This window comes from Terrabacter terrae (genome assembly GCF_039529575.1).
In the GTDB taxonomy this organism is placed as follows: domain Bacteria; phylum Actinomycetota; class Actinomycetes; order Actinomycetales; family Dermatophilaceae; genus Terrabacter; species Terrabacter terrae.
Genome location: NZ_BAAANB010000003.1, coordinates 463,549 through 475,770, shown reverse-complemented (window position 1 = coordinate 475,770; position 12,222 = coordinate 463,549). Strand labels below are relative to the sequence as shown.

Here is a 12,222-nt window from a genome sequence, read left to right as displayed (position 1 = left end):
GGACACACTTTCACGACAACCCCGCCGGGCAACCGGCGGGGTTGTCGCATTTCCGCATGCATTTCCCGCCGTGCCGAAGGCCCCGTCGGCGCAGGGGCTAGGGTTGGCTCGTGCCTGAACTCATCGACTCTCCCACCCGCATCCCGGTCCCCGGCGGCAAGGTCATCGACGAGCACGTCGGTGCGGTCAACACCCCCGATGCCGGGCTCCAGACCTCGGTCTCCGTCGCTCGCATGGTCGCTCCTGCCGGCTGGTCGGAGCCGTTCCAGACGCCGGAGTTCGACGAGATCACCGTGGTGCTCACCGGAACCGTGCTCGTCGACCACGACGGCGGCAGGCTGGAGGCGCACGCGGGGCAGACGGTCGTCACGCGTGGGGGAGAGCGGATCCGCTACTCGTGCGGGCCTGAGGGCGCCGAGTACGTGGCGATCTGCCTGCCGGCCTTCAGTCCCGACTCCGTGCACCGCGAGGACGAGCAGGACGCCGGCGAGGTCGCAGGTGACGCCCAGTGAGCGACGGGCTGCCTGATACCTCGGCCCTGGCGCGCGCGCCCAAGGTCCTGCTGCACGACCACCTCGACGGGGGCCTGCGACCACAGACGATCATCGAGCTGGCAGACGGTGTCGCCTACGACGCCCTGCCCGCCACCGATGCCGAGGCCCTCGGCACCTGGTTCCACGAGGCCGCCGACTCCGGATCCCTGCCCCGCTACCTGGAGACGTTCGACCACACGCTCGCCGTCATGCAGACCCGGGAGGGGCTCTTCCGGGTCGCCAGCGAGTGCGCACAGGACCTCGCCGCGGACGGAGTCGTCTACGCCGAGAGCCGGTACGCGCCGGAGCAGCACCTGACGCACGGCCTGACGCTCGAGGGCGTGGTCGAGGCCGTCAACGCCGGCCTGCGCGACGGTGAGGACAAGGCGGCCGCGGCCGGTCACCCGATCCGCGTCACGTCCCTGCTGACCGCGATGCGTCACGCAGCCAACGCCACGGAGATCGCGCGCCTGGCGATCCGCTACCGAGACGAAGGCGTGTCCGGCTTCGACATCGCCGGTGCCGAGGCCGGCTTCCCGCCCACCCGGCACCTCGACGCGTTCGAGTACCTCCAGCGGGAGAACTTCCACTTCACGATCCACGCGGGGGAGGCGTTCGGCCTGCCCTCGATCTGGGAGGCCATCCAGTGGTGCGGCGCCGACCGCCTCGGCCACGGCGTGCGCATCGTCGACGACATCACGGTCGACGGCTCGCCGTTCTCGGAGTGGCTCGAGGGGCAGAGCGACGACCCGCAGGCGTTGACCGCGCTGGAGCTGGACCGCGTGCGCCTGGGCCGGCTCGCCGCATACGTCCGCGACAAGCGCATCCCGCTCGAGATGTGCCCGAGCAGCAACCTGCAGACGTCCGCGGCGGTGTCCATCGCGCACCACCCGATCACGCTGCTGCGCCGGCTGCGCTTCCGCGTCACGCTGAACACCGACAACCGGCTCATGAGCGCGACCTCCATGACCAGAGAGGCGACGTTGCTGCGCGACGAGGCCGGCTGGACGCTCGAGGACCTGCGCTGGGTGACGATCAACGCCATGAAGTCGGCGTTCATCCCCTTCGACGAGCGACTCGCGCTCATCGACGACGTCATCAAGACCGGCTACAACGCCCTCGGCTGCTGACACACGGCACGATCGTCAGCGGCCCGGCGCAGGAGAGACGGGCACGTCCGGGGCTTGCCGGGGTGTGTCTCAGGCGGGACCGAGTGCTGCGCTGACGGCGGCCTCCATGTGCAGGCGGGTGGTCGGGAACACGGGAACGGCCGAGTCAGCCTCGTCGATGAGCAGCTCGATCTCGGTGCAGCCGAGGATGATCCCCTCCGCGCCGCCAGCCACCAGTCGTGCCATGACCTCGCGGTAGGCCCCCCGGGACTCCTCCGTGACGACGCCGAGGCAGAGCTCGTCGTAGATGACCCGATGCACCACGGCTCGGTCGTCCGCCTCGGGGACGAGGACCTCGAGCCCGTGGCCGCCGAGGCGGTCCCGCAGGAACGTCTGCTCCATCGTGTAGGCCGTCGCGAGCAGGCCCACCCGGCTGATCCCCGCCGCTCGCACCGCGGCAGCGGTCACGTCGCCGATGTGCAGCAGCGGGACCGAGACCGCCGCCTCGATGGCAGGAGCCACCTTGTGCATCGTGTTGGTGCACAGCACGAGCAGCTCGGCCCCGCCGGCCTCGAGCCCGGCTGCGGCCGTCGCGAGCAGCGCCCCGGCCTCGTCCCACCGGTCCTCGGCCTGCAGACGCTCGATCTCGGCGAAGTCGACCGAGTGGAGCAGCAGCCGGGCGGAGGCGAGCCCGCCGACCCGGTCGCGCACGAGCTCGTTGGCGAGGCGGTAGTACGCGGCACTCGACTCCCAGCTCATGCCGCCGAGCAGGCCGATGAGCTTCACGACGTCACGCCTGTCCGGAGCAGGGCCCCGAGCTCGGCCTCGGCCTCGCGGGGGTGGATGCACCGCGCGCCGTGGGCCTGCGCCTCGGCGACGACGCGCGGCTCGTCCCGCCACAGGGCGAGGCCACGGCGCAGCAGGATGTGCGGTGCCTTGCGCCGCTCCGACAGGTCACGCACGAAGCGGCGGGCAGCCGTCAGGGAGCGGTTCTGCCGCACGCAGAGGGCATCGGCCAGCAGCCCCTCCTGCGCGAGCGGCTCGATGAGGCGCCCGGCGAAGAGGCCCTCGGCCAGGATGTAATCGCTCGGCTGGGCCTCGAGCCGGTGACGGCCGGTCACGGCCGAAGCGCCGATGTCGTAGATCGGCACCTCCACCTGGCCACCGTCCACGAGCCGGCGCAGCGCGTCGACGGCCGACTCGGCGTCCCAGGAGTCCACGTGGTCCCAGTCGGGGATGCCGAGCGGTGAACGGGGCAGCCGCGGGTCGTGCGCCTCGCGGTAGAAGTCGTCCAGGCGCACGACCGGCCACCCGTGTGCGGCACTGAGCCGCGCCGACAGCCGGCTCTTCCCGGCACCGCTCGGCCCGGTCAGCAGGATGACCCGGCGCCGGTGCCCGTTCCCGTCGGACGTGGCGTCCTCCGATGCCACCGCTCAGAGACCCTTGGGGTGCCAGACGGTCTTGGTCTCGACGAACGCGCGGAGGCGGCCGAGACCCGGGTCGGCGTCCCAGTCGGGCTCGACCGGGACCCCGTCGCGCAGGGTCGGGCGGTGAACCCGCTTGAGGTTGCCGGCCGCCTCGGCCTCGAGCGCCGCCCAGTCGACGCCCTCGGCGCCGGCCACGCCCGTCAGGTCGATGGCGTTGACGTCGCGGTGCGCGGCCAGCCAGGTCGCGACCTCGGCGGTGCGGGCGGTCACGATGTTGACGACACCACCCGGCAGGTCCGAGGTGGCGAGCACCTCGCCGAACGTGACGGCGGGAAGGGGACGGTTCGCCGACGAGACGACGACCGCCGTGTTGCCCGTCGCAATCACGGGGGCGACGACCGACACGAGGCCGAGCAGCGAGGAGGCTTGCGGCGCAATGACGCCCACGACTCCCGTCGGCTCGGGCGCCGACACGTTGAAGAAGGGCCCGGCGACCGGGTTGAGGTTGCCGAGCACCTGGGCGATCTTGTCGGTCCAGCCGGCGTACCAGACCACCCGGTCGATCGCGGCGTCGACGGAGGCGCCTGCAGCGCGCGCCGACAGGCCCTCGCCGGCGGCGACCTCCTCGACGAACTGGGCGCGCCGGCCCTCGAGCACCTCGGCGACGCGGTAGAGCACCTGACCACGGTTGTAGGCCGTGGCGCCCGACCACGTGCCGAAGGCGCCACGGGCGGCGACGACGGCGTCGCGGACGTCCTTGCGCGAGCCCATGGAGGCGTTGGCGAGGAACTCACCCGTGGCCGAGACGACCTCGTAGGAGCGGCCCGACTCGCTGCGGGGGAAGGCCCCACCGATGTAGAGCTTGTAGGTCTTGCGCACGTCGAGGCGGCTCATCGGGCGGCTCCCGTCAGGGTCGAAGAGGCGGGCGAAGCAGAGGTGACGTAGGCCTCGAGGCCGTGGCGGCCGCCCTCGCGCCCGTAGCCGGACTCCTTGTAGCCGCCGAAGGGCGAGGTCGGGTCGAAGCGGTTGAAGGTGTTGGCCCACACGACGCCGGCCCGGAGGTGGTCGGCCATCCAGAGGATGCGCGAGCCCTTCTCGGTCCACACTCCCGCGGAGAGGCCGTATGCCGTGTTGTTGGCCTTGGCGACAGCCTCCTGGGGCGTGCGGAACGTCAGCACCGACAGGACCGGGCCGAAGATCTCCTCGGTGGCCACGCGGTGCGTCTGCGAGACGCCGGTCAGCACCGTCGGCGGGAACCAGTAGCCCTTGGCCGGCAGGGAGCACTCGGGGCTCCAGCGCTCGGCACCCTCGGCGACGCCGGCCTCGACGAGCGAGGTGATGCGCTCGAGCTGCGCCTTGGAGTTGATCGCGCCGAGGTCGCTGTTCTTGTCCATGGGGTCGCCGACGCGCAGCGTGCCGAGGCGGCGCTTGAGCCGGGACACGACCTCGTCGTGGACGTTCTCCTGGACCAGCAGGCGCGACCCGGCGCAGCAGACCTGCCCCTGGTTGAAGAAGATGCCGCCGACGATGCCCTCGACCGCCTGGTCGATGGGGGCGTCGTCGAAGACGATGTTGGCGGCCTTGCCGCCGAGCTCGAGGGTCGCCTTCTTGGACGTGCCGGCGATCGAGCGGGCGATCGACTTGCCCACCTCGGTGGAGCCGGTGAAGGCGATCTTGTCGACGCCGGGGTGCTCGACGAGCGCCTGCCCGGTGCGGCCGTCGCCGGTCACGATGTTGACGACACCGGCGGGCAGCCCGGCCTGCTGGCAGACCTCGGCGAAGAGCAGGGCCGTCAGCGGTGTGGTCTCGGCCGGCTTGAGGACGACGGTGTTGCCGGTCGCGAGGGCCGGCGCGATCTTCCAGGCGAGCATCAGGAGCGGGAAGTTCCACGGGATGACCTGCCCGACGACGCCGTGCGGGCGCGGCACGTCGGCACCGGAAGCCGACAGGCCGGCATACTCCAGCTTGTCGGCCCAGCCCGCGTGGTAGAAGAAGTGCGCCGCCGCGATCGGCACGTCGACGTCGCGGGTCTCCTTGATCGGCTTGCCGTTGTCGAGCGTCTCGAGCACGGCGAACTCGCGGGCGCGCTCCTGCAGGATGCGGGCGATGCGGAAGAGGTACTTGCCACGCTCGGCGCCGCTCACCCGGCCCCACACGCCCTCGAAGGCGCGACGGGCGGCGGCGACGGCGCGGTCGACGTCCTCGGGCCCGGCCTGGCTCACCTGGGCCAGGACCGTCTCGTCGGCGGGGTTGAGCGTGGGGAAGGTCTCCGCGGGCGCGGTGAAGGCGCCGTCGACGAAGTGGCCGTAGGCCTCCTCGATCGTGACGACGGCTCGCGACTCGGGAGCTGGGGCGTACTCGAACTTCGGCATCAGATGTCTTTCGTGGCGGTCGTGGCAGGCGCCGTGGCGGTCGCGGGAAGGGCGCTCGTCAGTCGAGCGTCACGTAGTCGGCGCCGGAGTAGGCGCCCGTGGTGAGCTTCTGGCGCTGCAGGAGCAGGTCGTTGAGCAGGCTGGAGGCGCCGAAGCGGAACCACTCCGGCGTCAGCCAGTCGTCGCCGGCGACCTCGCTGACCATGACGAGGTACTTGATGGCGTCCTTGGTCGTGCGGATGCCGCCGGCCGGCTTGACGCCCACCTGCACGCCGGTGAGCTCTCGCCAGTCCCGCACGGCCTCGAGCATGACCAGGGTGACCGGCAGCGTCGCTGCGGGCCCCACCTTGCCGGTGGAGGTCTTGATGAAGTCACCGCCGGCGAGCATGGCGAGGTAGGACGCCCGGCGCGCGTTGTCGTAGGTGACGAGCTCACCGGTCTCCAGGATGACCTTGAGGTGCGCCTCGCCGCACGCCTGCTTCACCTGTGCGATCTGGTCGAAGACCGTCAGGTAGTCGCCCGCGAGGAAGGCCCCACGGTCGATCACCATGTCGATCTCGTCGGCGCCGGCGTCGACGGCGTCACGGGTGTCGGCGAGCTTCACCGCCAGGCTGGCACGACCCGACGGGAAGGCGGTCGCGACGGCGGCGACGTGGATCCCGCTGTCGCCCAGGGCCTCCTTGGCGGTGGCGACCATGTCGCCGTACACACAGATGGCGGCGGGGCGCGGCGTGCTGGGGTCGAGCGGGTCGGGCACGAGCGCCTTGGCGCACAGCGAGCGCACCTTGCCGACGGTGTCGGAGCCCTCGAGGGTGGTCAGGTCGATCATCCCGATGGCGGTGTCGATGGCCCAGGCCTTGCTCGTCGTCTTGATCGAGCGGGTGCCGAGGCCCGCGGCGCGGGCCTCGTTGCCGACCTGGTCGACGCCGGGCAGGCCGTGCAGCCAGGAGGTCAGGGCACGGTTGGTCAGGCGCGACACCCCCAGCACGTCCCGCGCCTGTGCGGCGACGTCGGATGCGGTGCGTGTCGTGGTGCTTACGGTCACCACGGGAGTCTATCGGCCGCTCGGCCGGGGCCAGAACGCGTGAGAGAGTCTGACGGTGAGCCCAGATGTGTCCCAGCCACCGCCCGACTCTGCCGACTCGGCCGACGCAGGAGCCCCGCACGCGCTGCGCGAGGCCCGCACGCTCCGGCCCGGCTCGTCGGTCGTCATCGGCGTCATCGGGGCGCTTGCCGGGATCGGACTGCTCGGGTCGGCCCTGCTCACCACACCGCGCAGCTGGACGCTGGTCTCGACGGTCGTGCTCGCGCTGGTGCTGCTGTGGCTCTTCGTCGTGCGGCCCTGCGTCGTCGTCCACGCGGACGGGGTCCGGCTCGTCAACCCGATGCGGGTCGTGGACCTCACCTGGCCGGTGATCACCGAGGTGAGGTCGCGCTGGGCGCTCGAGCTCGTGGCGGGTGGCCGCCGCTACACCGCCTGGGGCGTGCCCGCCGACCCGGGACGCCCGAGGTACGGCCGCGGCATCCTGACCGTCGGGGCCAACCGCGTGCGGGGCAAGGGCACCTCGGAGCTGCCCACGAAGTCGAAGGTCGAGGCGCAGGTCGTCGCGGCCGAGGTGGAGGAGCGCATCCTCGCCGACCGCAGGCGCAGGGACGGCCGCACGCCCCGCATCGCGTCCCAGGCGTGGGACCCGGTCTCGGTAGGGCTGCTCCTGGCCGCTGCCGCGTTCTTCGTGCTGGGCACGTTCGTCGTCTGACCGCCCCACGCACACGGGACGTATGCGTGGGGCTGGGCTCAGAGGGACGTGAGGCGCTCGAGGTCGGCGCGGATCCGGGCGAGCCGGGTCTCGGCCACCGCACGTGACTCCCCGAGCGCGGCCGCCTCGGCGACCGGCTCGATGACCTCGAGGTAGACCTTGACCTTGGGCTCGGTGCCGCTCGGTCGCACGATGATGCGTGAGCGGTCGGCCAGGTGGTAGCGCAGGCCCTCGGTGGATGGCAGTCCGCCGTCGCCACGGCTGAGGTCGTCGGTGCGCGCCACCTGGATGCCGGCCACCGTGGACGGCTTCTCGGCGCGCAGCCGGGCCATCAGCGTGTCGATCTGGACGAGGTCCGAGACGCGGACCGAGAAGGAGTCGGTCGCGTGCACCCCGTGCTCGACGGCGAGGTCGTCGAGCAGGTCGGTCAGGGTGCGGCCCTCGGACTTCAGGGTCGCGGCCAGCTCGGCGAGCAGCAGCGCGGCGCTGATGCCGTCCTTGTCGCGGACCAGCTGCGGCGCGACGCAGTAGCCGAGCGCCTCCTCGTAGCCGTAGCGCAGCCGGTCGACCCGGGAGATCCACTTGAAGCCGGTGAGGGTCTCCTCGTGCGCGATGCCCGCGCTCCTGGCGATCGACGAGAGCAGGCGCGAAGACACGATCGAGCAGGCGAAGACGTCGCGGCGGGAGACCCCACGGCGCACGATGTGCGCACCGAGCAGGGCCCCGACCTCGTCGCCGCGCAGCATGCGCCAGTCGCCGAGCGCCGGGTCGACGACCGCCGCGGCGCACCGGTCGGCGTCGGGGTCGTTGGCGATGACGAGGTCGCACCCGACGGCCCGGGCGCGGGCGAGAGCCAGGTCGATCGCGCCCTTCTCCTCCGGGTTGGGGAAGGCGACGGTGGGGAAGTCGGGGTCGGGCACCGCCTGCTCGTCGACGACGACCGGAGCCTCGAAGCCGGCGCGCACGAAGGCGGTGTGCACCGTGCCGTGCCCGACGCCGTGCAGGCTGGTGTGCACGACGCTGAGGTCACGCGGCGAGCCGGGGTCGACGACGGTCACGACCGCCTCCACGTAGTCCCGGAGCAGGTCGTCGCCGAGGGTGTCCCACCCGTCGACGGCACGCGGCACGTCGCCCACGCGCTCCACCCGCGAGATGTGCGCGGCGATCTGGGCGTCGGCCGGCGGCACGATCTGGCTGCCGTCGCCCAGGTAGACCTTGTAGCCGTTGTCCTGCGGCGGGTTGTGGCTCGCCGTGACCATGACGCCGGCGTCGGCGCCGAGGTGCCGGATCGCGAACGCCAGCACCGGGGTGGGCAACGGCTGGGGGAGCAGCAGCGCCCGCCCGCCGGCGGCGACCACCACCGCAGCGGTGTCGCGCGCGAACACGTCGGAGTTGTAGCGGGCGTCGAAGCCCACCACGACCGTCGGCGCCTCGCCCGCGCGGCCCTCGTCCTTGAGATACGCCGTCAGGCCGGCCGCCGCCCGGATCACGACGCTGCGGTTCATCCGGTTGGGACCGGCGCCCAGGGCGCCACGCAGTCCGGCGGTGCCGAACTCGAGCAGGCCCGACATGCGGTCGGTCAGGTCCGCGAGGGCGGCAGCGTCGCCCTCGGACGCGCGCCCGAGCACGGTGTCGAGCTCCGCCCGGGTCGTGGGGTCGGGGTCGTCGTCGCGCCAGGCCCGCGCGGCGGCATACAGCTCCTCGCTGTTGTCGGTGGCCTCGGGCCCGGTCATCACAGGCGCCCCACGACCTCGGCGAGCAGCCGGCCACATCGCCAGGCCGCGCTCCGTCCGGCCTCGAGCACCTCGGCGTGGCTGAGCGGCTGGTCGGAGATGCCCGCGGCGAGGTTTGTCACGAGCGAGATGCCGAGCACGTCGAGGCCGCACTGGCGGGCTGCGATGGCCTCGAGGGTCGTCGACATGCCGACGAGGTCACCGCCGATCACCTTGGCCATCTGCACCTCGGCCGGGGTCTCGTAGTGCGGCCCCCGGAACTGGACGTAGACGCCTTCGTCGAGCTCGTGGTCGACCTCGCGTGCGAGGTCGCGCAGGCGCGGGGTGTAGAGGTCGGTGAGGTCCACGAAGTTGGCGCCCTCCACGGGGGAGTGGGCGGTGAGGTTGATGTGGTCGCGGATGAGGACCGGCGTGCCCGGGGCCCACGCGGGGTTGAGCCCGCCGCAGCCGTTGGTGAGCACGATCGTGGAGCAGCCTGCCGCCGCTGCCGTGCGGACGCCGTGCACGACGGCTCGCACGCCCCGGCCCTCGTAGAAGTGGGTGCGGGTGCCGAAGACGAGGGCGCGGCGCCCCGTGTCGCCGATGGCGACCGACCGCATCGTGCCCGAGTGGCCCTCCACGGCAGCGGCCGAGAACCCCGGGACGTCGGCGTTGTCGACCGTCGCGAGGGTCTCGCCGATGAGGTCAGCCGCGTGGCCCCAGCCCGAGCCGAGCACCAGGGCGACGTCGTGCCGTGGTGCCCCCGTGCGCTCGGCGATGACGGCCGCGGCCTGCCGGGCGACGTCGAAGGGGTCGATGGCGGGATCGTCGAGGTCGGCGCTGACGTCACGGTGGCTACTGGTCACGCTGAGGACTCTAGCGAGGTCGTCGCCGAGGGGGTGGCCATCCCCGACGGGGCTCGGGAGGGCAGGCCCGGGCCCGCCGTGCGGGGTGGTTGGATGGGGTTCGTGATCATGCGCGAGACGGCGGTCGTCATCATCGGCGGAGGCCCGGGCGGCTACGAGGCGGCCCTCGTCGCGGCGCAGCTCGGTGCCCGGGTGACGATCGTCGAGAAGGACGGCCTCGGCGGGGCGGCGGTGCTCACCGACTGCGTGCCGAGCAAGGCCCTCATCGCCACCGCCGACTACATGTCCGACTTCGAGACCGCCTCGCACCTCGGGGTGCGACTGCAGGACGACGACGGCGACGAGGTCTCCGACGCGGTCGCGCAGGCCCAGACCGTGAACGGCCGCATCCTCGAGCTGGCCGCCGCGCAGAGCGCCGACATCCAGGGCAGCCTCGAGCAGGTCGGCGTCACCGTGCTGAGCGGCACGGCCCGGCTCGCGTCCCGCGACCTCGTCGTGGCCTCGCTCGTCGACGGCAGCACGCAGGAGCTGGCCGCCGACGTCGTGCTCCTCGCCACCGGCGCCGCACCGCGGGTCATGGACACCATGCGCCCGGACGGCGAGCGGATCCTGACATGGCAGCAGATCTACTCGCTGCGGGAGCTGCCCGAGCGCATCGTCGTCATCGGCTCCGGTGTCACCGGAGCCGAGCTGGCCCAGGCCTACCTCGGCCTCGGGTCTCAGGTGGTGCTCGTGTCGTCCCGTGACCGGGTGCTGCCCGGGGAGGACGCCGACGCCGCGACCGTGATCGAGGACGTGTTCCGCAAGCGCGGCATGGAGGTCCTGAACAAGTCCCGGGCCGCCTCGGTCGAGCGCACCGCCGACGGCGTCGTGGTCACCCTCGTCGACGGCCGCACGGTCGAGGGCTCGCACGCCCTGCTCGCCGTCGGGTCCGTGCCCAACACGACGGGCCTCGGACTCGAGGAGGCCGGCATCGAGCTCAGCCCCTCCGGCCACATCCAGGTCGACCGGGTCTCGCGCACCACGGTGGGCGGCGTGTACGCAGCCGGTGACTGCACCGGCGTCCTGCCCCTCGCCTCCGTCGCCGCCATGCAGGGACGCATCGCCATGTGGCACGCCCTCGGTGACGCGGTGGCTCCGCTCAACGTGCGGGGGGTCGCGGCCAACATCTTCACCGAGCCCGAGATCGCCACCGTCGGCATCAGCCAGAACGACGCGGACGGGTCACCGGACGTCGAGTCCGTGACGCTGCCGCTCGGCCGCAACCCGCGGGCGAAGATGCAGGGCATCAGCGAGGGCTTCGTCAAGCTCTTCTGCCGCAAGGTGGTCGGAACGGTCCTCGGCGGTGTGGTCGTCGCGCCCCGCGCCTCCGAGCTGGTCTTCCCGGTGGCTCTCGCGGTGCAGAACCGGCTGAGCGTCGACCAGGTGTCGAGCACCATCACGGTCTACCCGTCGCTGTCGGGCTCCATCGCCGAGGCTGCTCGGCAGCTGCACCAGTCCGACTGAGCCGCTCGAGCTCGGGCGGACGGACGGCATACGGCCTCGGTCTGCTCAGCCCCGCTCGTCGTCCGACGGCCGGGCGTCCTGCTCCTGCCGCTCGAGCTCGGCCTGGCGGTCCTCCTCGGCCCAGCGCTCCAGCCGCCGGCGCGAGATGGTCTCGCGCAGCTTCTTCTGGAGCGGGTAGACGACCGCGGCCACGATGCCGAGGATGATCAGGTTCGTCATAGAGAAGACGGGCTGCTGGGCCGCAGCGGGGACTGACGCAAGCACCTGACCAGTCTGCCAGAGGGTAGCGTCGAGCCTGTGGCGACGTCGTCGCCAGGCCAGGGGCCGGGGCGTGGCCTCACCCTGGGAGGCCGACCGTGGAGGACACACAGTGAGCGACTGGATCGAGAAGGCCAAGGACTTCGTCAAGGGCCACCCGGAGCAGGCCGAGCAGGGACTCGACAAGGTGGAGGACCTCCTCAACGAGCGGACCGGCGGCAAGTACGCCGACCGCATCGACCAGGGATCCGACAAGCTGAAGGAGAGCCTGGGGCTGCCACCCGACGAGGCCACCCTGCCTCCGACGCCGAGTCCAGAGCCCGGTCCGACGCCGTCTCCCGGCCCGACGCCGACTCCTGAGCCCGGACCGGCGCCGACGCCGACCCCTGAGCCCGGACCGGCCCCGACGCCGGAGCCTGCGCCCGCCGAACCGATGCCCCCGGTCGACCCGACCGACCCGACGCCGGTCGACCCGACCCTCCCGGGCAGTCCCGGGCCGTCGGAGATCCCGCCCACGGGGGAGCCGGCCGGAGAGCAGGACCTGCCCGGCATGCCGAGCCCCGGACAGCCGAAGCAGGGCACCGAGCGCATCGTCCTCGGCGACCCGCCGCCTGACCAGCACTGACCGTCGCGCGAACCAGGACGGGCAGAGCCACGACGAGGAAGGGGCGACCCGCGTGAC

General features: G+C 72.4%; 13 protein-coding genes. 5 read left to right on the top strand and 8 right to left on the bottom strand.

Annotated elements, in window-relative coordinates; translation table 11 throughout:
• The first annotated feature begins 110 nt into the window (after positions 1 to 110).
• A complete protein-coding gene (locus ABD194_RS07610; protein WP_343989621.1) occupies positions 111 to 512 on the top strand; it encodes a cupin domain-containing protein in 402 nt (133 codons plus the stop codon).
• Positions 509 to 1,663 carry an adenosine deaminase gene (locus ABD194_RS07605; RefSeq protein WP_343989619.1) on the top strand — a complete coding sequence of 385 codons (1,155 nt, stop codon included), beginning with the start codon at positions 509 to 511 and terminating at the stop codon, positions 1,661 to 1,663. Before ABD194_RS07610 ends, ABD194_RS07605 begins: the two co-directional genes overlap by 4 nt.
• Positions 1,664 to 1,732: 69 nt before the next feature.
• Here ABD194_RS07605 and ABD194_RS07600 read toward each other — a convergent pair whose 3' ends face one another.
• Genes ABD194_RS07600 through deoC form a run of 5 tightly spaced genes read right to left on the bottom strand, consistent with a single transcriptional unit; the run spans position 1,733 to position 6,486 of the window.
• Positions 1,733 to 2,428 (bottom strand): aspartate/glutamate racemase family protein, encoded by a 696-nt coding sequence (locus ABD194_RS07600; protein WP_343989617.1) that lies wholly within the window; start codon positions 2,426 to 2,428, stop codon positions 1,733 to 1,735.
• Complete coding sequence (locus ABD194_RS07595) at positions 2,425 to 3,072, bottom strand: uridine kinase family protein (protein WP_343989615.1); 648 nt, start codon at positions 3,070 to 3,072, stop codon at positions 2,425 to 2,427. Before ABD194_RS07595 ends, ABD194_RS07600 begins: the two co-directional genes overlap by 4 nt.
• Before the next feature lie 3 nt (positions 3,073 to 3,075).
• The gene (locus ABD194_RS07590) at positions 3,076 to 3,963 is read right to left on the bottom strand and encodes an aldehyde dehydrogenase family protein (RefSeq protein WP_343989613.1); all 888 of its coding nucleotides are present in this window, start codon (positions 3,961 to 3,963) and stop codon (positions 3,076 to 3,078) included.
• Positions 3,960 to 5,441 carry an aldehyde dehydrogenase family protein gene (locus ABD194_RS07585; protein WP_343989611.1) on the bottom strand — a complete coding sequence of 494 codons (1,482 nt, stop codon included), beginning with the start codon at positions 5,439 to 5,441 and terminating at the stop codon, positions 3,960 to 3,962. Before ABD194_RS07585 ends, ABD194_RS07590 begins: the two co-directional genes overlap by 4 nt.
• 58 nt (positions 5,442 to 5,499) lie before the next feature.
• Positions 5,500 to 6,486 carry a deoxyribose-phosphate aldolase gene (gene deoC, locus ABD194_RS07580; RefSeq protein WP_425579960.1) on the bottom strand — a complete coding sequence of 329 codons (987 nt, stop codon included), beginning with the start codon at positions 6,484 to 6,486 and terminating at the stop codon, positions 5,500 to 5,502.
• Between the two features lie 55 nt (positions 6,487 to 6,541).
• Here deoC and ABD194_RS07575 point away from each other — a divergent pair, with 55 nt between their 5' ends.
• Entirely contained in the window at positions 6,542 to 7,198 is a 657-nt protein-coding gene (locus tag ABD194_RS07575) for a PH domain-containing protein (RefSeq protein ID WP_343989609.1), read from the top strand.
• A gap of 38 nt (positions 7,199 to 7,236) precedes the next feature.
• Here ABD194_RS07575 and ABD194_RS07570 read toward each other — a convergent pair whose 3' ends face one another.
• Both ABD194_RS07570 and ABD194_RS07565 read right to left on the bottom strand, forming a co-directional pair.
• Positions 7,237 to 8,931 (bottom strand): phospho-sugar mutase, encoded by a 1,695-nt coding sequence (locus tag ABD194_RS07570; RefSeq protein ID WP_343989607.1) that lies wholly within the window; start codon positions 8,929 to 8,931, stop codon positions 7,237 to 7,239.
• Positions 8,931 to 9,776 (bottom strand): purine-nucleoside phosphorylase, encoded by an 846-nt coding sequence (locus ABD194_RS07565; protein WP_343989605.1) that lies wholly within the window; start codon positions 9,774 to 9,776, stop codon positions 8,931 to 8,933. The genes ABD194_RS07570 and ABD194_RS07565 overlap by 1 nt, the downstream gene beginning before the upstream one ends.
• 93 nt (positions 9,777 to 9,869) lie before the next feature.
• On the opposite strand from ABD194_RS07565, the gene ABD194_RS07560 reads away from it, so the two are divergent.
• Complete coding sequence (locus ABD194_RS07560; protein ID WP_425579959.1) at positions 9,870 to 11,282, top strand: NAD(P)H-quinone dehydrogenase; 1,413 nt, start codon at positions 9,870 to 9,872, stop codon at positions 11,280 to 11,282.
• Positions 11,283 to 11,327: 45 nt separating this feature from the next.
• Here the strand turns inward: ABD194_RS07560 and ABD194_RS07555 are convergent, their stop codons facing one another.
• A complete protein-coding gene (locus ABD194_RS07555; protein WP_343989603.1) occupies positions 11,328 to 11,546 on the bottom strand; it encodes a hypothetical protein in 219 nt (72 codons plus the stop codon).
• Positions 11,547 to 11,652: 106 nt separating this feature from the next.
• Here ABD194_RS07555 and ABD194_RS07550 point away from each other — a divergent pair, with 106 nt between their 5' ends.
• On the top strand, positions 11,653 to 12,165 hold the full coding sequence (locus ABD194_RS07550) for an antitoxin (RefSeq protein WP_343989601.1): 513 nt from the start codon (positions 11,653 to 11,655) through the stop codon (positions 12,163 to 12,165).
• The last annotated feature ends 57 nt before the right edge of the window (positions 12,166 to 12,222 follow it).